The organism is Vibrio sp. 1402 (assembly GCF_033340275.1).
In genome coordinates, this window is the sequence record NZ_JAWOWE010000001.1 from 397190 (window position 1) to 417706 (window position 20517).

Here is a 20517-nt window from a genome sequence, read left to right on the forward strand (position 1 = left end):
ACCTAGCCCCCTAAAAAACTTCACTTCAGTGGAACCATAAAAATGAAACTAAAAAGAACCCTTATCTCTACCGCTATACTCGCTGCCATGTTTGGTCTTGCTGGTTGTAACAGTGATGACGACAACAGCAAATCTGGTACTCCATCCTTCGACACCACACTAACTCAATACGTCAATCCATTGATTGGTACAGGCGCAGATGGTCACACCTTCCCAGGGGCGGTTGTGCCTTACGGTTTAGTGCAACTTTCTCCTGATACCGAAATGGAAGGCTGGGGCTCTGCCGCAGGCTACTTCGACCACGGCAAGCTGACTGAAATCCCAGTATATGGCTTCTCCCACACTCACCTTTCTGGCACAGGCATCACCGACCTTGGTGATATCTTAGTTCTGCCTTTCACCAAGAAAGAAAACGCCGTTTTCAACACCTTCGATAAAGACAACGAAACCGCAGAAGCAGGCTACTACGCGGTTGAACTGAACAAAGGCGAAATCAAAGCCGAGCTAACCACCACACAACGTGTTGGCTTTCACCGCTACACCTTCAAAGAAGGCACTACGCCACATATTAAGTTCGATTTAGACCACACACTCAACAAAGGTCACTTCAACAACCGCACTATGAAGGGTGATTTAGAGTTCATCGACGCTTACACCATTCGCGGTTTACGTAGCTCAAACGGATGGGCGAACAACCAACACGTGTACTTCTACGCCACCTTCAACCAACCTATCGTCAAAGCCATTGCTTTAGTTGACGGCGCAGAAACGGAAATCGATGTAAACAACGACAACATCGACGCAGTGAAAACCATCGCTTACCTAGAATTCGCACCATCATCAACACCGCTAGAAATCCAAGTAGGCTTGTCACCCACAGGCACAGAAGGTGCGGAGAAGAACCTAGAGGCAGAAGCGAAAGACGTGTCATTTGATACTGCGCGCGCTCAAGCCAACGATGCATGGCACCAAGAGCTTAGCCGCATGATGGTATCTGGCGGCACAGAAGATCAGAAAGAGATCTTCTACACCGCGCTTTACCACGCCTCTATCGCGCCAATGATTTTCCAAGATGTCGACGGTCAATACCCTGCGATGCGTACTCGCATTCAAAAAGACGCGGGCGACACACCAAACTACTCTGTGTACTCCATGTGGGATACCTTCCGTGCAGCGCACCCACTGAAAACCATCATCGACCCAGAACGTGCCGAAGAGTTTGCCAACGACTTGATTCGTAAATACGAAGACGGTGGCATCTTGCCGAAATGGGAACTGCACAGCCATTACACGGGCACTATGATCGGCTTCCCTGCGGTTTCTATCATTGCTGACGCGATGGCGAAAGGCTTAGACATCGACCCACAACTTGCCAAAGAAGCGGCTGAGTTTACGGTGCGTTACCACGAGGCGTCTGAATTCCCAGATTGGACGGAAGACAACAACATCGGCGCAGCAAACGTTGTGCAAGTGAAAGTGTACGAAGAAAACGGCTTTGTTCATCATGGCTACTGGAACAGTGCCTCTTACACGCTTGAATTTGCTTATGGCGACTGGGCAATGGCAGAAATCGCGCGCATGGCTGGCGATGTAAAACTGCAAGAAGAGTTTATGACTCGTGCCGACAACTGGCTTAACCATTGGGATGCAGAGACAGGCTTCTTACGTCCGAAAAACCACCCGCAGAGCTCATCACCAAACAAACCGCCTTTGGAGTTCAACCAACCAATTGATGAAGAGCGTTTGGATGAGTGTGAAATGGTTGAATGGCCTGAAGGCTCAGGTGTAATGAAAGAGAAATGCCCACTGCTACCATTCGACCCTTACTACGTGGACGAGTTTGCCTACACCGAAGGGAACGCGTGGCAATGGAAGTTCCAACCAATGCACGATTTCAACCGTCTGAAACAAGAAATCTACCAAGCAGACTTGGCACAAGGCAAAGACACCACGCCAGAGAAAGCCTTCCGTGAAGACTTGGACGAGCTATTCAATGCGCGTTCTTCAAACACAGGTGAAGAGCTGCCAGATCTAACGGGTTACATCGGTCAGTACATGCACGGTAACGAGCCATCGCACCACATTCCTTACCTATATGCGCTAACGGATGAGCCATGGAAAGCGCAAGAGTACCTAGACCGCATCATGTCAGAGATGTACACCAGCGAGCCAACCGGGTTGATTGGTAACGAAGACGTGGGTCAGATGAGCTCTTGGTACTTGATGTCGGCAATGGGCTTCTACCAAGTGACGCCTGCGGATCCGGTCTACACCATCGGTCGTCCTATGTTTGATGAAATCACCATTCCAGTAGAAGGCGGCGAATTCACAGTCATCGCAGACAACAACAGCCCACACAACAAGTACGTGAAGTCCGTAACCATCAACGGCAAACCGCTGGATGCCAACTTCACCTTCAAGCACAGCGAAATCAAAGCGGGCGGCGAGCTTCACTTCGTCATGACGGGTGACAAGCAAGAAGCGCTTCAAGCTCAGTAACGTTTTATGTAATTCGTGTTTAAAGAATAAGCAGATAGATTAACTCAGTGGCAGGAAGTGACGCGCTTCCAGCCTAAGGAATCAAGATTATGAACTTTACGAAAACCGCTATCGCCACCGCTGTGATTGCAAGTGTTATTGGTTTGGCTGGCTGCAACGATGACGACGATAACACCTCACCAAGCGTCGATACTTCCAACCTAAAATACGTCGACCCATTCATTGGGACAGGGTTTAACGGACACACCTTCCCGGGTCCTGTTGTGCCAGAAGGCATGGTGCAACTTTCTCCAGATACCGAGCTGATCGGCTGGCACTCTTCATCAGGTTACCACTTCGATAAAAAGACCCTATTTGGCTTCTCCCACACTCACCTATCTGGCACGGGTATGGGCGGCTTAGGTGACATTCTGTTCCTGCCGTTTACCGAAGATAAAGCTAAATACATCGAAGACAGCGACGACTACCGCGAAGCGATTTCGGTCAAGATGGACAAAACCTCTGAAGTGGCAGAAGCAGGTTACTACTCTGTGAAGATTGCAGAAAACGGCATCAAAGCTGAGCTTACTGCTTCTGAACGTGTCGGCTTCCATCGTTACACCTACCCGCAAGGTCAACCACAACGTTTGAAGATTGACCTCAACTCCATCCTCAACAGCGACTGGGGTTCGACCTCTCTGCGCAACAAACTGACGGTGAGCGAAGACGGTCATACCATCACGGGTGAGCGCGATGCAGCGCACTTCTCTGGTTGGGCGAAAAACCAAAAAATCTTCTTCTATGCGACTTTCGATAAGAAGATCAAAGACGTTTACATCCTTGCCAATGGCGAACCTGTTGACGGCCTAACGGCAGAGCACGTTTCTGAATTGATTTACGATGACCAAGGTAATCCAGTTAAGCGTGTCAAAGCGGACGTTACTGCCTACATCGAATTTGAAGATGAAGGCTCACAAGAGTTGAATGCGCAAGTGGCGTTATCTGCGGTTGACCCACAAGGCGCAGAAAACAACTACGATGCCGAAGCGAATGTCTCTTTCGATACTGCGCGCAACAACGCACGTGAGAAATGGGCAAAAGCGCTCAACTTCTCTATCGAAGGGGGCACAGAAGATCAGAAAGAGATCTTCTACACTGCGCTTTACCACACCAAGATTGCGCCGATGGTGCATCAAGATGTAGATGGTCGATTCCGTGGCATGGGCAAAGGCTCGATTCGTGAAGGTGAAAGGGAATACTCCATCGCTTATGGTCAAGCGACAGAAGAGCAGCCAAACTTCTCGGTTTACTCTCTATGGGATACCCAACGTGCATTACACCCACTAAAAACCATCACAGAGCCAACCCGCGCGGTGCAATACGCGAAGAACCTAGTTCAGAAGTACACTGAAAGCGGCTTGCTGCCGAAATGGGAGCACTTAGGTGACGAAACAGGCACCATGGTCGGCTATCCAGCGGTAGCAGTTATTGCGGATGCGATCACCAAATTCCCAGAAGAGTTTACTCAACAAGAGAAAGACCTGGCGCTGAAAGCCGCGATCGACTCTTCGACTTACGACAACTACCCTGCACTGCAAGCCGATTGGGATCAGGGCGTATTGGATCGCACTTTAACCAAGCACATCGACTACATTGAGAAAAACGGCTTCACGCCAGCTATCCAACGTGTCGATGGTGAGCCAGTATTTGAAGACTACACGGTTGAGTCTGTTTCTTACGGTCTGGAAAACGCATTCTACGATTGGGCTATCGCACAAATCGCCAAAGCAGCCGGTGATACTCAAGCAGAAGAGCAATACCTTGAACGCTCAAAAGGCTACAAAAAATACTTCGATTACAACCCAACGGAATACGCAGAACATGGCGTGACGGGCTTTATGCGCCCAGTGATGATTGATGAAACCTTCATGACGCCATTCGACCCATACGGCACAGAACACGAGACAGGCAACTACACCGAAGGTAACGCGTGGCAGTGGACTTGGTTTGTACCGCATGACATCGCGGGCTTAAAAACCATCATGGGTGGCGATGCTGAGTTCCAGAAAAACCTAGAAGCCACCTTCACCGCAGAAAGCCAAGGTACAGAAACACCGGATATGTCTGGTTTGATTGGTCAAGTTGCGTTTGGTAACGAGCCTTCGCACCACATTCCTTACCTATTCAACTGGACAGCAGAACCATGGAAGACACAACAAGTCGTCGACCACATTCTTGATGACATGTACTTTGCAGCGCCAGAAGGCGTCATTGGTAACGAAGACGTGGGCGCCATGTCCGCTTGGTATGTGATGTCTGCATTAGGCTTCTACCAAGTGAACGCGGCAGAACCTATCTACACTGTGGGTCGTCCGCTATTCGACAAAGCGGTGATTCCGGTGAAAGGCGGCACGTTCACCATCACCACAGAGAACAACGCCGATGACAACATGTACATCAAGTCTGTCACCATCAATGGCAAAGCTTTGGATAACGGTTTCTTCTTCGACCATTCCGAGTTCAAACCGGGTGGTGAGTTACACTTCGTGATGACGGGCGAGCAATCTGAAGCGATGAAAGCGCCTCAATAAGCTTCACTTGAAATGTATTCCTCAGGCTAAAATAGCTTGAAGAATACAGGGGGATTTGATGTGATGAACGTATCTCCTATCTAGCTTCGTTGCGCCAAACTAATGGCGCACTTAGTATGAGTAGAAGTAACGGACAGCGTGTTGACAAAATCGGTCGAACCTTTCCAATGCTGAATTCTGCGATTTGATCTCATATGTAGATAGTTCAAGTCTCAACTCTATCTTAATGCACTTAGTAGCTTTGATGTGATCTTCGCACCTCCCTTCTAGCACCGTTGTACCAAACTAATGGTGCAACCAGTAAGAACAGGAGTAATCATCATGTCTATTAACGTTGTCGCATCGATATAACCAAAAACCTCTTTCAAGTATGCGTGTTGAGTGCTTTGATAATGGCGTATGCCTCCCCAACTTGTGCGTTGTAATTTCGAAGCGTGAGTGAAGCGCCTAGTAGTTGTTTTACGCGATACATAGCGGTCTCCGACGATGAAGGCCTGTGGTAACCATACTTTCGTTCCCACTTTTTTCGAACCATAGAGCTTTTGGTAAGAAAACAACTTCTCAATGTTTCACCTGAGCATAATCGCACCGTCAGCAATATTAATTATGTGTTAGTTAAATTGGTCAAGAGCGGTTCAACTTCAGTTGCAGTCGAAATATTGGAATCAATCTTAACTGTAGGTATGGAAGTCACGGACTTAGGTTATTTATCTAATGAGTTACTGAGCAAACATCGAGATTTACTTAACCACCTAATTACAAGGTGGTTCAAACCCTAGGTAAAAACCAATAACAACTTTGCTGTAACAATCAACTAATTGAGTAAGCCAAGGCCGGCCCAATGACTTGCAATGCTCTTCATGTACAACAAAGCGTTCCACCACCGTATGATCTATTTCTACCCTCTCAAAGACGTAAAAACTCAACATCTTTTTCCCCATCCGACGAAACTCTATTTTCACGACTCGCTCCCCCTTCTCCGCGGTCAGTAATTCGAAAGGGGCCTTCTTTTTAACCCGTTTCCGAAGGGATTCATAAGTTGGGTATTTGTACTTCGTTCCATTGTTCAGATTATGCTGACGTAATTGCCTTCGCACGCGCTTGTAGGCCCTTCTGATACGCGCTTTTCGCCCAAAGATAACTTTTTCTACAGCTTGTTTCATCAAAGCATCAACGAATGTTAGTTCTAGACTTTACTATTACCCTTATCTTTATTCCTTGGATCTATATGATCAGATACTCTGAAAACCAACCACCGGTGTATTGATATTGCACTTGGAATAATCCTGTCATATAACCGTTGTAGTACAACACGATGTGGTTCAATAGTCTTTGGAATGATTTTTCGCACTTACAGTGCTAAATAACGAAGAATGCTTAGACGAAAAGTAATTTGAGTGGCTATATTGTCAGGAAATGCAGATATATCTCGATATGTTTCTTCATCAACATCGCTGGTATCGACACCCTCTCATTTGGCTCAGGCTTTTCTTGCTGAAGTGCCGACTTCCGATGAAAACTCGAGAACGATTTCTTAGGCATAACAACCCAATTCAGATTCGAGAGGAGGTGAGGTCTCTAAGCTTGTTTTCAGTAGGCTTCGAGAGAGCAAATCACACAGGAATGGAAATATTTTTCTTCCATTTAGACAGAGGTGATGTCCTAAACTTTTCGCTGTTTGGGTACCATTCAGTTTTAACATCGTAAGGAGAGTTTGATGAAAGTGGTTCGGTTATCTCTTGAGGAATATCGATGCAAAAGTTTAAGGTTGCTAGAGATAACCTCATCCAGTATTTCTTCCTCTGTAACCAGTTCTAGCTCCAAACCTAACGCAAACGCGCCTTGTACTTTTGCTTCCCATTCACATTGAAATGCCGATTTTGAACTCTCCATATCGGATTTTACTTTATACAGCGTATATTCACCGGTATCAAACTGATACTAGAAAGTCTGGAACATAGGTATGGGTTTTGCTATTGAAGCAGTATGAAAGCCGTATCGGCTAGGAGCAAAAACGAACGATGCTAAGCTCGAAATCAAAATGATAACAAGCGGCACATTCTAAAATGATTCTACCGTGACTCTTTTTCCCATCTTAGCACTGACGTAACGGTGTATGTTTTTCACGTGATTTAGTTTAGTTTCGAGCAGGAGTGTCAAACGCAGTTTCAAGTTAAAGCAGGCTGGCTGTAGAAGGGGAAGGTAAAGCAGACATAAAACTGCCTCTTCAAAAATGTCATAAACATAAAAAGCAATAGACTTATGAAGAGGCAATATCAAATTATGGTTGCACCAAGTATCAATATATGGTTGCTTTTACACTTTTTACATTCAGTCGATTTACTCTTTACCGAACACGTTGTTCTCTTGTTCTTGAACGCGGATGAATGTAGTACGCTTGGTTAGCTCTTTAAGCTTTGCTGCACCTACGTATGTACATGTTGAGCGAACGCCTCCAAGGATGTCTTGAATAGTGCCGTGAACGCTACCACGGTATGGCAATAATACGGTTTTACCTTCAGCCGCACGGTAGCCAGCGACACCACCTGAGTGCTTATCCATCGCGCTCTTCGACGACATGCCATAGAATTTCATGAACTTCTCGCCGTCTTTCTCGATCACTTCGCCGCCTGACTCTTCGTGACCCGCTAGCATCCCACCTAGCATTACGAAGTCCGCGCCACCACCGAATGCTTTCGCTACGTCACCCGCACAAGAACAGCCACCGTCACCGACGATCATGCCACCAAGGCCGTGCGCTGCATCACCACACTCGATGATTGCAGAAAGCTGCGGGTAACCAACACCCGTTTTTACACGAGTTGTACATACAGAGCCTGGGCCGATACCCACTTTAACGATGTCTGCACCAGCTAGGATTAGCTCTTCACACATATCACCAGTAACCACGTTGCCTGCAGAAATGACCTTGTCTGGGAACTCTGCTCGCACGCGTTCAACATACTCGACCAAATGCTCTGAGTAACCATTTGCAATGTCGATACAAATGAAAATAAATTCATCTGAAAGTGCCATGATGTCTTTGGTTTTTTGGAAGTCTGCGTCAGATGTCCCAGTAGACACCATAACGTTATTCATGGTTACTTTATCTGCTGATTTAGCAAACTCAGCCCAATCTTCTACCGTGTAATGTTTGTGAACAGCGGTCATTACACCATGCTCAGCCAGCGCTTTAGCCATTGCAAAGCTACCAACCGAATCCATGTTTGCTGCGATTACTGGCACACCAGACCATTGACGACCACTATGCTTGAATGTAAAATCGCGGGTTAAATTTACTTGAGAACGGCTCTTAAGGGTAGAACGTTTCGGGCGAAACAGTACATCTTTAAAACCTAACTTAAGTTCTTGTTCGATACGCATTGTGTAATTCCTTGATTCATATGTATATGTGTCATTTCAGAGTGCGTAGTGACTTCGTTGGCAGACGAGTTCACTGTTCTTCGGACACAAAAAAACCGGAGCGTTGGCAGACGCTCCGGTTTTCAGCATTATAGGCTGTGATTTATTTCCTACAAGTCTGATATTTGAATTTTTTTTGTGATACCATCTTGAAAATCGCATATCAAAAACGCTCCCCAAGTCACCAAAACCTCTTATTATTTATAACTATCAACAACTTGAGAAAGCACTTAAGTTAACCCATTGCGCAAACCTTTGCGTCATATCTTAAAAATTAAAACGCATCACCTCTCAAATCTGCCTAAAACTCAATCACCTAATACTAAGATGCCCTGCTAATTCGTAAAAAAGTACTCAAAAAAATCGACCAATTTTCTCAGCAATGCATGAAATCTAATTAATTTCGATAGAGCTCTTGGGTGATAGCGGTACGAAGAGTGCTAACGACATCACTTGCCAAAAGACCAATTTGACCATTCTGACTCACGTTTATATCAGCAGCATGACTGTGAAGTACCACACCTAAACGTGCGGCAACAGAAATTGGTAAACCTTTGGCTAGTAATGCACCAATGACTCCAGATAACACATCTCCCATTCCCCCCGTCGCCATTCCGGCGTTACCCGCTAGACAGACGTACATTCTCGTTCCATCGTAAATAAGCGTCCCCGCGCCTTTTAAAACCACTACACCGCCATAACGCTCTTGCAGTTGTCTTGCAGCAGAGTATCGGTCACTTTCTATTTGTTGAATGGTTACATTTAGTAGTCGAGCTGCCTCTCCAGGATGCGGCGTGATCACTCGATGGTTGTCGCACACTAGAGTGCCATCGCATCGCTGGCTCAGCATCGCTAGAATATTGAGGCCATCAGCATCAACAACTTTAGGTTTCTGCTCTTGAGCCAGATATTGATAGGCTTGATAAGCCCACTCATCATCTCCAAAGCCAGGACCAAACACTAATACGTCAGCCCAGCGAATGCGTTTAGTTAAGTCGTTCTCAGTATCCCTGAGTAAGTCAGCGGTGATGCTCTGGCTCATTACTTCTGGGCAACCAACCTGCAGTGGAATAAGGCTACTCGTGTGAGTAATTGCGGCAGTTAAACCCGCTCCGGCTCTAATCGCAGCGGAGGAACATAAACGAATCGCTCCAGACATCCCTTGGTTGCCACCAACACAAAGCAACTTCCCGTTGTCACCTTTATGGACCGTTGGATTTGGCTTGGGCATTAATCTTGAAACAACCTGATGATCAATACCTAATGCACTTTCTACTTCGATAGTATCAAACTTAGTATTGACGCCTAAACCACAAAAGTAGAGCTCGCCAACGCGATCTCTCGCTTGTCCAGTGCATAAGCCTTGCTTAACCCCAATGAAGGTTACAGTATGCTCGGCACGAATAGCATCACCTAAAACTGCACCTGTATTAGCACACAGACCAGAAGGAATGTCGACTGCAATCACAGGGGCATGAATTTGATTAATTTGGTCAATATAGCGACGATACTCCGAACGAACCTCACCGCTTAAACCAGTACCTAACATGGCATCAATGATCACATCTGCTTCTAGCAATGCGGTATTCCATTCATCCCAATCATTGTTAACACCGTCGATTGACTGCCAATCTTGGTATGCGCGCAAAGCATCACCTTTTAGCGCATATACATCACCAATTTGGAAAACATGTACATTGAGTTGAGCTTGTTTCGCAAGAGATGCAAATACGTAACCATCGCCACCGTTATTCCCTTTACCGCAAATCACTAAGATATTTTTTGATTTAGGATACAGATGTAAAAAGCGCTCATACACGGCCATACCAGCGCGTTGCATTAAGCTATACATAGAAACACCAGCCATTTGAGCAGCCAGCGTTTCACCGTTTTTTACTTGCTCTGCGGTGTAGAGTTTTAGGGCGAGATTAAAGTCCATATTCACGTTCTACGCATTGGGAAACACAATTATAAGTATACAAAAAAGCCAAGGCGGACCTTGGCTTTTGAGAAAGTTTTTTATCGCTATTGATTCTGAGACATCAGAGCTTCAGCCGTCGCGTCTTGTATAGACAAAAACAACGAGTTGATTTTTCCAGTCGGTGTGCGCATTGGGTTCAACGTAACATTCTGGTACATAAACTCCGCTTGCTGCGTAACTGGTCGAACATTGCGACAGCAGAATAAGTAAGGTCGTTGTCGCCATGTGATGAAGCTACGGCAGCCTAGGTCATACACTGGTTTTGTTTTTAATTTAAACCACTCCTGTGGGATTTCAGGGAAGATATCAAATATAGAACGACCTATCGCATCATGAGACTGCAAACCACTGTGATGAGTCATAAACCCATTCCAGACCTGTACATTGTAATCTCGATCAATGACCACTAAGCCCATGTCGACGTTTTGTACCATATCCACCATCCAATGGAATTGTTCAAACTCTGCTGGCATATTCAACATTAGAACTCCTCCATTAGATAAGACAGTTTGTTATCAAGCAGCGGCAAGGATTCATCCACAAACATAAACAACAAGTCACAACGAATCGACGTTCCTTCAATGTTGTAGCTCACTTCGAATGTCATCGTGCGGCTGAATGCTCCAGTTGTAGATTCAATGATCGAGTCAATTGAGATATGCTGACCAAGGAGTACTGGTGGACTTTGGAAGAATCGGACTTCAGACTGCTCGCCTAAACCATTTAAGAACGACCCCACCAAAATATTAGAAATATCCATTAGCAACTCAAGCTCTTCTAACTCTTCGCTGTCTGCTGGTACTTTCATCAACTTTTTGAGATCAGATACGCTTGAATCACTCAAAATCACTAGCGCTTCGCCAGCAATACCTTCGCCACAAAATCCCTGACAAACACCCGATACGTTGTCATGCGACGCCAAGTCACGTAGGGCCATGTGAAGTTCGCTCACTTCAAAGATATTGACGTTCGGCAGAGGTAGTTGCACAAACACGTCAAAGTGACGCGCCAACGCATCGGCTGCTCGACCAATTGAAACGTTAGCCACTTCCATGTAAATATCGCGACGACGTAAAATCGGTAACTCAATAGAGACAGGCGTGATAATTTGAGGACGAGGTTCTGGCTCGACCAACTCTTTAAGCGCCTTCTTGAGTTCATCTTTGGCGATCGGTTTTTGAATAAACGCTTTTGCACCCAGTGCGAGCACGCGCTCTTTCGCTTTAGGTTGGATATCCCCCGACACAACAACCACCGGAGTTTTATCCCCCAACCGTTGCATGTGCTCTAGTGTTTCAAAGCCATCCATTTCTGGCATAGTCAAATCAAGAAACATCAATTTAAACTCGTTTTTTTCGAGTTCTTCTAGCGCGTTTTTTCCGTGGATAGCAAACGTAATATCGGCATTCAATGTGGCTGGTAGTGATCTCGCCATCTGTTTGCGTGCTAACGCTGAATCATCACAGATGAGTACGGGAAAAGACATTCAATCACCTTTTTATATTCCACAATCTGCGCCGGAGTCTAACAGATTGTTACAGCATGTAATACGAGAAAACTGACGAGTTTTTTATTTCTTTATTATTCAATAAGCATACGCAATATGAATGAATGAGTGAACAAAATGACTAAAAAGCAAGCATCACATTCGCTGTTTAGTGACATAAAACAAACATGGGTAAAACTCCTCCACCCAAAGTAAGCAAAAAGTTGCAGCTAACATCCAAAGCCCATTTTTGCTCGAATTTCATTCTTTCCATTTCCATAATGGGTAAACAGTAACGCGCTAAAACTAAAAAGGCACCCTGCTAGAGGATGCCTTTAATAACAATTTCATCGATAAGATATCAATTCTATGGCACACCATGACCTTTAGAAGCCACCCATACGCGATACCATTGCTCTCGAGTAAGTTCGATGTTCAATGAATTAACTGCAGTTTGCACACGCTCGATTTTACCAGAGCCAATGATTGGAATAGGGTTAGATGGCAAACGACGTACCCAGGCATAAATTACTTGGTCAATACTCGCTGCGCCCACTTCTTCACGAATTGCTTCTAATTCGTTACGGACACGAACAGCTTGCTCACTGTCACCACTAAAAATTGAACCACCACCGAGGCAAGACCAAGCCATTGGTCGCGTGCGCAACATTTGCATTTGATCAAGCGTTCCATCGTGTGCAACCTCAAAGTTAAGTGGGTTGATTTCCACTTGGTTAGTAACCAACGGCTTACCTAAGCGAGATTGCAGCAGTTCAAACTGGCGTGGAGTGAAGTTAGACACGCCAAAGTGCTTCACTTTGCCGACTTTGTGAAGCTCAGAAAATGCTTCTGCAACCTCATCTGCATCCATTAACACGTCAGGACGATGAATTAAAAGTACGTCGATTTCATCCACATTCAAACGTTCTAGCGAGTTATTCACCGATTGGTAGATATGTGCTGAGCTCGTGTCGTAGTGATTGAGCTTACGCTCTGGCGCTTTATCGCCACACAAATTGATGTCGCATTTCGTCACGATCTGAATTTGCTCACGAACACTCTTGTCTAAAGCTAACGCTTCACCAAACAACGCCTCACACTCGTAATTACCGTAGATGTCGGCGTGATCGACTGTCGTAATGCCTAACTCAATGTGTTGCTTAAGAAATGACAAACGCTCTTGAGCCGTCATTCCCCACTCAACTGCACGCCAATATCCTTGAACCAGCTCTGAGAACTCTGGGCCTTTTGGTGCAGTTACTACTTTTGCAACCATGGGTTTTCTCCTTCAATTGATCTGCATTCATCGTAGTCTTGTTTTCGTACCGGCTCAACGGGTAAACTTTCGCAATTCGAACTGGAGTACGAAATATGTCTTTTGCCCAACGCCTAGCCACCCTGATCGGAGAAGAAAGCATCAGCGGGTTCGCTCGACGCGTCGATGTGTCTGAAGCTTTAATACGCAAATACCTTAAAGGCAGTGAACCTAGCCTAACTAAAGCAAATCAAATTGCAATGCGCGCCAATTGCTCTCTTGAATGGTTAGCAACGGGATGTGGTTATTTATATCGCCGTGCTGAAGTCGTGGATATGGATGCGTACAAACTTGCCTTTCAACACGTTATGAATCAGCCGTTGTCAGACGATGCAGAAGAGCTACACCGCAAGCTAATCGCAGGCTATCAATACCTGCGCGCTCACAAAAAATCGGATGGTTTTTTGGATGAATCAGCAATGGCGACCTTCCTATCTCTCCATAAAGAATCTAAAAACGAGTCACTTTGACCTCGATAATTTCGCCATCACTGCGCAATTGCACATTTAAGGACGGTGATGGCGTCAGAAACTCGTCCGGTTTTACCCAAAGCAAACTTCGAATCGTTTCTTGTGGATAGCGGTTCATCAACAAAATAACTTCTTTATCGACAAGCTCGGAAGATTTCTTTTCCAGAGCTTCAACGACATCATAGTGTTCTTGTCCGATAGTAACTCTGCGTAAAACTAACCCATCCTTTCTTAAGTTGAGAAGTAAGTCATTCAGACGCTGCCACTCGTATTCAGTGAGAAACGAGAACTGAGCACTTTCTCTTCTCAAAACCACTTCACCATACAAGTGCTGCTGGTAGTACGAAAAATCATCCAAACAAAATGCGCTGATAAACGTTGAGTTGTCTCGCAACTGCACTTCGCAACCATACCAGCTTCCACTTTTTTCTATACGTTCTTTTAGATTGGAATATGGCATTGCTGACAACGTGTCTTGCCACCAGCTCGGCGTTGAAAGTGCCGGAAACGTTACCGAACAACAACATAAAGAAAGTAAGAGTCGAAGATAAAAGCGCATGCACTGCTCTAGTTGGTTGACATCGAACTAAGACATTACTAACTGCAAGAAAATGTTCAAGAGAAAAATAGTTGTAGGTGGTGATGAAAGTTATGACGCAGAAATTAAGAAGGCGCACATGTGCGTGCGCCTCTACCTCGTTACTCAATCGTGAGTGTGCGAATCGGCGATGTCTATTGATGCATCCCGAACATAAAACGAGGACTTACCGTAGGGTTTGAATCCATCCAAATTGTGTGTAAAACCTCACATCCCTCCTTCTGAAGCAGTCATGTTGCTTTACATTTAAAGCATGGTTCATTTTTCTCAAAAAACAAGTTTTTTACCCTAAATTATGAGAGCAATAGCACAATCTGAGTGAATGAATAATATCGCGACACTTCAAACACTCAATAGTGAAAAGCTAAATTGCATCTTTATTGATTAGGTCTAGACTCTGCGAAGCGTATACTTTCTTTCGTCCCTTCCCCCAGCAACAGGAGAGCTTGTTAATGACCAAACGCGAGAGAATTGTGAAATCTGTGTTAGCGCACGTACCGAAAGATGCGATTAACCAGTTTGTCTCTCGAGGGTCAACACCATTTTCTGTTCTCATTATGGCGGCCATTGTAGGTACGTTGGCTGGTTTTGTCGGTACGTATTTCGAGCTTGCCGTTCATTTCGTTTCTGAAACACGAACAGAATGGTTAAGAAGCGAAATTGGTAATGTTCTACCATTGTGGCTGGCAGCGGTTCTCATTAGCGCACTTTTAGCTTTTATTGGCTATTTTCTTGTGCACCGCTTTGCGCCAGAAGCGGCAGGCTCTGGTATTCCTGAAATCGAAGGGGCAATGGATAATATTCGTCCAGTGCGCTGGTGGCGCGTGCTACCAGTAAAATTCTTCGGCGGCATGGGCGCACTTGGCTCTGGTATGGTGCTTGGTCGTGAAGGCCCAACCGTTCAAATGGGGGGTGCTGTAGGTCGAATGGTGACCGATATATTCCGGGTAAAGGATGACGATACCCGCCACTCCCTGCTCGCTTCTGGTGCTGCTGGCGGTTTGGCTGCGGCCTTTAATGCCCCACTCGCAGGCATTATGTTCGTTGTGGAGGAAATGCGACCTCAGTTTCGCTACTCTTTGATCTCAATTCGCGCAGTGATCATTTCTGCCATTATGGCGAACATAGTGTTTCGCGCCATCAACGGGCAAGACGCCGTTATCACTATGCCGCAATACCAGTCGCCAGAGCTTCAAACCCTATGGCTGTTTTTATTGCTTGGCGCATTGTTTGGCGTGTTTGGCGTGATCTTCAATAAACTGATTACCGTGGCACAAGACAGTTTTGTCGCAATTCACAAAAACGATCGTAAGCGCTACTTGATTGTAGGTTCGTTACTGGGAGGCGTGTTTGGCTTGCTTCTTTTGTACGTACCCCAACTAACTGGTGGTGGTATCGGCCTTATTCCTGACATTACTAACGGTAACTACTCGGTATCCATTTTAGTTTTGCTTTTCTTTGGTCGTGTAATTACAACCCTGCTCTGTTTTGGTTCTGGTGCGCCGGGAGGCATCTTTGCACCTATGCTTGCTCTGGGAACCTTATTTGGCTATGCGTTCGGAGCAAGTGCTGATGTCTTGCTCCCTGCGCTTGATATCGAGCCTGGTGTATTTGCGATTGCGGGCATGGGTGCCCTGTTTGCTGCAACGGTACGTGCACCGATTACTGGTATTCTGTTAGTGATTGAAATGACGAATAACTACTACTTAATCCTGCCATTGATCATTACTTGTTTGGGCGCTGTGATTATTGCTCAATTGTTGGGTGGACAACCTATTTACAGCCAGCTGCTGCATCGCACAATCAAAAACGAAAAGTTACGCCAGCAGGATCTACCGGAGAATCAATCAACATAACATCCTCTTTGTTATCACTTTGCTCCAGACTATCGAAGGGTTTGGAGCGACAAACTCTGCATTTTTGCATCTTTTCCCAAATATTCGATACCAAACTCACAAAATTATCATTTTCTGATATTTGCTCACCACCTTTCATGAGAAACCCCTCTCCATACTTGTTAGTATTCGCTACTTAAATAGAGCATTTCATCCAAATCGTCATGTTTTGTTTCATTCAGGCAAAAATCAAATGGAGTAGATTTGAACTGGAGAAGACTTGTGCAGTTTTATAGTGTCCCGCCGTCTCAAGCCGCGTTGGCACTAGGTATGATAGGTTTAGGGCAAGCTTGGGCACTCTATGTTCCTGAGATTGGTGAACCGATACGCCCATTTTTGGCGTCACTCGGCGCACTTTTACTCGCCCCTGTACTCATAAAATATGCCGCTAATCCACGATTATTCATGGTCGACATTCGTCACCCGCTGAGTGGTAGTTTAATGGCACCAATGAGTATGGCGTTACTGATCCTTGCAGATTATCTTGCCGCTGTAGCGCCTATCATCGCTTATCCACTTTGGTTTATGGCGCTTTTGCTGCATTTTACTATGATGGTGCTGTTTTTTAGCTTTCAGCTAATGAACTTCAAAATGTCCAATATCGTACCGAGTTGGTTTCTTTATCCGGTGGGGCTGATCAGTAGTTCACTAGCCGGTTCTCAACTAGGTCACAACTTATTCTCCGAAACGTTAGCGATGATGTGCATCGGCATTTATTTCTTCATGCTGCCACTCGTGTTGTATCGTTTAGTGTTTTTCGGCTCTCTACCAAGGCGAGCAAGACCGACCCTCGCGATTATGGCCGCGCCGGTAAACTTGTCATTAGCAGCATACTTGGTGAACTTTCCCTTACCTGATCCGATACTAACAGGCGCATTGGCAGGGATCGCCATCACTATGACTTTATTGATCTACTTATGTTACTTCCGCTTACTTCGCTTGAAGTTTCAACCTTCTATCGCGGCAGTAACCTTTCCTTCCGTGATCAGCGCTATCGCAATGCATCGCTTAACCTCTTTTTTTGCCGAATCGCACCCTCACTGGCACTGGCTGCACGACTTTGGTTTTCTAGAGCTCAGTATCGCGACTGTATTGGTTGTTTGGGTATCGGCAGGTTACGTCAAAATGTATTGGCCAGAAATCATGAAGTCATTTTCTAAACAAGCATAAAAAAAGGATGGCGTTTGCCATCCTCTTAGAATAGTGCTTGGTTACCTAACGTAAACCGTGCAGAAACTCGGCACGCGTTGCTGGGTTGCTTTTGAAGATACCGCCCAATGCTGTTGTCGTGGTTTCGCTGGTTGCATCCATCACACCGCGAGATTTCACACAGTAGTGTGTTGCGTCAATTGTCACTGCCACATCATCAGACTCAAGCAACGTTTGAAGTGCAACAAGAATCTGCTGAGTCATACGCTCTTGAACTTGTGGACGCTGGGCAAAGAAGCGAACGATACGGTTGATCTTTGATAAGCCAATGATCTTGCCACGTGGAATGTAAGCCACAGCAGCCTTGCCATCGATGGTCACAAGGTGGTGTTCACAAGTACTGGTCACTGTGATGTCCTTCACGCGAACCATCTCGCTCACGTTCATCTTGTTCTCAATCACCGTGATTTTAGGAAAGTTGGAGTAATCCAGACCAGAGAAGATTTCGTCAACGTACATCTTAGCAATGCGGTGAGGGGTCTCTTCTAGGCTATCGTCAGTGAGGTCAAGTTGAAGTAGACCTAAAATCTCACGCATGTGGTGTTCGATCTTCTCTTTCTTCTCTTCACGACTTACGTTGTTTGGACGCATTGGCGTTTCCAAACCGCGTTGCTCTAGCGCTTCTTTTACTAACTTCGCTGACTCGCTAAGACCTGACATTCCACTTCCTCTTTTGTTTTACTTCAGCCTTCGTACAAACCCAATCAAAATTGCATTCATACTTTTCGCTTTGAGTTGCTCAGTTCGTGTCTTTACACCAAGTCACATCAGATGAAGGTACTGAGCTGATTTTCTTGAGCTCCGCAGGTTTTTTACCCCTTTTGGATGGCTGACAAGGATACTCGGATTTTTGAATAATTACACCCATATTTTATAGGTGGACATTCTTACTCAGTCCCCTTTTATGGTAAAGTTGCCACAAAACAAAAGAACACAGGATTTTCTCAATGGGCTGCTGCGACGCACCTGGCTTGATGCCAATTGAAGAAGCGATGGACAAAATGCTATCGCGAATCAAACCTATCCAAACAACGCTTTCTCTTCCACTTGCAGACGCACTCGGTTTTGTTCTGGCAGAAGACATTTTGTCTCCTATTCACGTACCACCATTCGACAACTCAGCAATGGATGGCTACGCTATTCGCATTCAAGATCTTGAGTCATCTTCTGTATTGCCTCTGGCAGGTAAATCATTTGCAGGACAACCTTTTGAAGGTGAATGGCCTCAAGGTACCTGTGTTCGCATCATGACTGGCGCAAAAATCCCACAGGGTTGTGATGCCGTTATCATGCAAGAAAACACTGAAGTGACAGATGATGGCATTCAGTTCAACCAAACCGACGTGAAGCCACAAAACAACATCCGCCCAACAGGTGACGACATCAAGCAAGGCGACATCGTACTGGCAAAAGGTGCACGTTTGACACCTCGCGATATTCCGATGATTGCGTCTCTTGGTATAAGCCATGTGACAGTAGTACGTAAGCCAAAAGTTGCGTTCTTCTCTACTGGTGATGAACTTAAACCACTGAGCGAGCCGCTAGACGAAGGTCAGATCTACGACAGCAACCGTTACGGTATTAAACCACTTATCGAGAACTTCGGTTGTGAAGCCGTTGATCTTGGCATCATTCCAGATTGCCCAGAGACTCTGAAAGCAACCTTTGAACAAGCGCAAACATTGGCAGATGTGGTTGTGACCTCTGGCGGTGTTAGTGTGGGCGAAGCGGATTACACCAAAGACATTCTTGAAGAGCTTGGTGAAATCGGTTTCTGGAAGTTAGCAATCAAGCCGGGTAAACCTTTCGCATTTGGTAAGCTAAGTACAGCTTGGTTCTGTGGGCTACCGGGTAACCCGGTTTCTGCAGTTCTTACTATGTACGTGCTTGTGCAACCAATGCTGGCAAAACTTGCAGGCCATACAGAATGGAAAGCACCCGAATCTATTCCAGCAACAACCAAAACCGCCTTTAAGAAAGCGCCAGGTCGTACCGATTACCAACGTGGTATCTATACATTGGAAGATGGCAAGTTTGTCGTTGAAACAACCGGTAACCAAAGCTCTGGTGCATTCCGCTCAATGAGCCTAGCGAACTGTTTTGTTGTATTGGAACGTGAACGCGGCCGAGTTGAAGTGGGCGAAACGGTTCAGATTCAACTATTCAACTCAACCCTTTACTAGGAAGACGTTGTGGATATTCTTTCCGATCAGGAAATGTTGCGTTACAACCGCCAAATCATTCTTCGTCAGTTTGACTTTGAAGGACAAGAAGCACTCAAACAAGCATCGGTATTGATGCTTGGTGCTGGCGGTTTAGGCTGCGCATCAAGCCAATATTTGGCGACTGCTGGTGTCGGTAAAATCACGCTGATTGATGATGATATCGTCGAGTTGTCTAACCTTCAGCGCCAAGTGCTGCACCACGATGCGGATATTGGTCGTAAGAAGGTAGACTCGGCGGCCAATGCACTACGTGAACTTAATCCGCACATTGTCGTAGATACCATCGCAAAACGTCTTGATGATACCGCGTTAGAGAGCCTGATTAAGCAACACACTATTATTGTCGATGCATCAGATAACGTCGATACGCGCAATCAACTTAACCGCCTATGTTTTGCGACTAAAACACCGCTAATTTCAGGCGCGGCTATTCGTATGGAAGGCCAAGTGAGTGTGTTTACTTACGACGACCCAACTCAACCATGTTACCAGTGCTTAAGTGCCCTCTTCGGCAGCGGTGCGTTAAGTTGTGTCGAAGCCGGAGTCATGGCTCCTGTTGTGGGTATTGTTGGCGCAGTACAAGCGATGGAGACGATTAAAGTGATTGCTGATTACGGCCAACCAAAGAAAGGCAAAATTCTGATTTTGGACGCGCTCAGCATGTCTTGGCGAGAAATGAATCTGATGAAAATGCCAACCTGTCCGGTTTGTAGTTAGTTCTAAACCTCTAATCATTCCCAAAAAGCCCAACTCGATGTTGGGCTTTTTTCTCATTTTGACAATCAGATTTAAAACCCTTCTTCTTACAAATTTTAACTTCATAAAATTCAACAATTTAAAAGTTGG

15 protein-coding genes and 1 pseudogene are annotated in these 20517 nt (G+C 45.6%); 7 read left to right on the top strand and 9 right to left on the bottom strand.

The genetic code is table 11. The annotated features are described in order from the left end of the window. Positions 1-42 precede the first annotated feature (42 nt). Together R7044_RS01620 and R7044_RS01625 are read left to right on the top strand one after the other, a co-directional pair. A complete protein-coding gene (locus R7044_RS01620) occupies positions 43-2499 on the top strand; it encodes a GH92 family glycosyl hydrolase (RefSeq protein ID WP_213911456.1) in 2457 nt (818 codons plus the stop codon). Between the two features lie 89 nt (positions 2500-2588). Continuing rightward, the gene (locus R7044_RS01625; protein WP_104976215.1) at positions 2589-5069 is read left to right on the top strand and encodes a GH92 family glycosyl hydrolase; all 2481 of its coding nucleotides are present in this window, start codon (positions 2589-2591) and stop codon (positions 5067-5069) included. Positions 5070-5433: 364 nt separating this feature from the next. Here the strand turns inward: R7044_RS01625 and R7044_RS01630 are convergent. From R7044_RS01630 to R7044_RS01660, 7 genes and pseudogenes are all read right to left on the bottom strand, one after another. Continuing rightward, a pseudogene (locus R7044_RS01630) lies at positions 5434-5614 on the bottom strand (IS5/IS1182 family transposase); the annotation flags it as partial. Positions 5615-5821: 207 nt separating this feature from the next. After that, the gene (locus tag R7044_RS01635) at positions 5822-6232 is read right to left on the bottom strand and encodes a hypothetical protein (protein WP_225452424.1); all 411 of its coding nucleotides are present in this window, start codon (positions 6230-6232) and stop codon (positions 5822-5824) included. Positions 6233-7409: 1177 nt separating this feature from the next. Beyond that, entirely contained in the window at positions 7410-8453 is a 1044-nt protein-coding gene (locus tag R7044_RS01640; protein WP_005373458.1) for a GMP reductase, read from the bottom strand. A 436-nt stretch (positions 8454-8889) separates the two neighbouring features. Beyond that, positions 8890-10431, bottom strand: coding sequence for an NAD(P)H-hydrate dehydratase (locus R7044_RS01645; RefSeq protein ID WP_225455312.1), 1542 nt, complete (start codon positions 10429-10431; stop codon positions 8890-8892). An 86-nt stretch (positions 10432-10517) separates the two neighbouring features. Then, on the bottom strand, positions 10518-10955 hold the full coding sequence (locus R7044_RS01650) for a PAS domain-containing protein (RefSeq protein ID WP_005373463.1): 438 nt from the start codon (positions 10953-10955) through the stop codon (positions 10518-10520). Next, positions 10955-11959 carry a response regulator gene (locus tag R7044_RS01655; RefSeq protein WP_033906388.1) on the bottom strand — a complete coding sequence of 335 codons (1005 nt, stop codon included), beginning with the start codon at positions 11957-11959 and terminating at the stop codon, positions 10955-10957. The genes R7044_RS01650 and R7044_RS01655 overlap by 1 nt, the downstream gene beginning before the upstream one ends. A gap of 367 nt (positions 11960-12326) precedes the next feature. Further along, on the bottom strand, positions 12327-13235 hold the full coding sequence (locus R7044_RS01660) for an aldo/keto reductase family oxidoreductase (RefSeq protein ID WP_213965431.1): 909 nt from the start codon (positions 13233-13235) through the stop codon (positions 12327-12329). 95 nt (positions 13236-13330) lie between these two features. On the opposite strand from R7044_RS01660, the gene R7044_RS01665 reads away from it, so the two are divergent. Next, complete coding sequence (locus R7044_RS01665; RefSeq protein ID WP_005387686.1) at positions 13331-13744, top strand: helix-turn-helix domain-containing protein; 414 nt, start codon at positions 13331-13333, stop codon at positions 13742-13744. Here R7044_RS01665 and R7044_RS01670 read toward each other — a convergent pair. Next, entirely contained in the window at positions 13725-14303 is a 579-nt protein-coding gene (locus R7044_RS01670) for a hypothetical protein (protein WP_017819909.1), read from the bottom strand. The two genes, R7044_RS01665 and R7044_RS01670, sit on opposite strands and share 20 nt — an antisense overlap. Positions 14304-14794: 491 nt before the next feature. On the opposite strand from R7044_RS01670, the gene clcA reads away from it, so the two are divergent. After that, the gene (gene clcA, locus R7044_RS01675) at positions 14795-16198 is read left to right on the top strand and encodes a H(+)/Cl(-) exchange transporter ClcA (protein WP_005373473.1); all 1404 of its coding nucleotides are present in this window, start codon (positions 14795-14797) and stop codon (positions 16196-16198) included. A 261-nt stretch (positions 16199-16459) separates the two neighbouring features. After that, positions 16460-17407, top strand: a complete 948-nt coding sequence (locus R7044_RS01680; protein WP_005373475.1) for a TDT family transporter — start codon at positions 16460-16462, stop codon at positions 17405-17407. A gap of 45 nt (positions 17408-17452) precedes the next feature. Here the strand turns inward: R7044_RS01680 and folE are convergent, their stop codons facing one another. Next, positions 17453-18106: a GTP cyclohydrolase I FolE gene (folE, locus tag R7044_RS01685; RefSeq protein WP_005373478.1), complete on the bottom strand. Its 654-nt coding sequence runs from the start codon at positions 18104-18106 to the stop codon at positions 17453-17455. A gap of 287 nt (positions 18107-18393) precedes the next feature. Here folE and moeA point away from each other — a divergent pair, with 287 nt between their 5' ends. Together moeA and moeB are read left to right on the top strand one after the other, a co-directional pair. Next, positions 18394-19629 (top strand): molybdopterin molybdotransferase MoeA, encoded by a 1236-nt coding sequence (moeA, locus tag R7044_RS01690; protein ID WP_213915838.1) that lies wholly within the window; start codon positions 18394-18396, stop codon positions 19627-19629. Between the two features lie 9 nt (positions 19630-19638). After that, positions 19639-20388: a molybdopterin-synthase adenylyltransferase MoeB gene (moeB, locus tag R7044_RS01695; protein ID WP_225455313.1), complete on the top strand. Its 750-nt coding sequence runs from the start codon at positions 19639-19641 to the stop codon at positions 20386-20388. Positions 20389-20517: the final 129 nt, after the last annotated feature.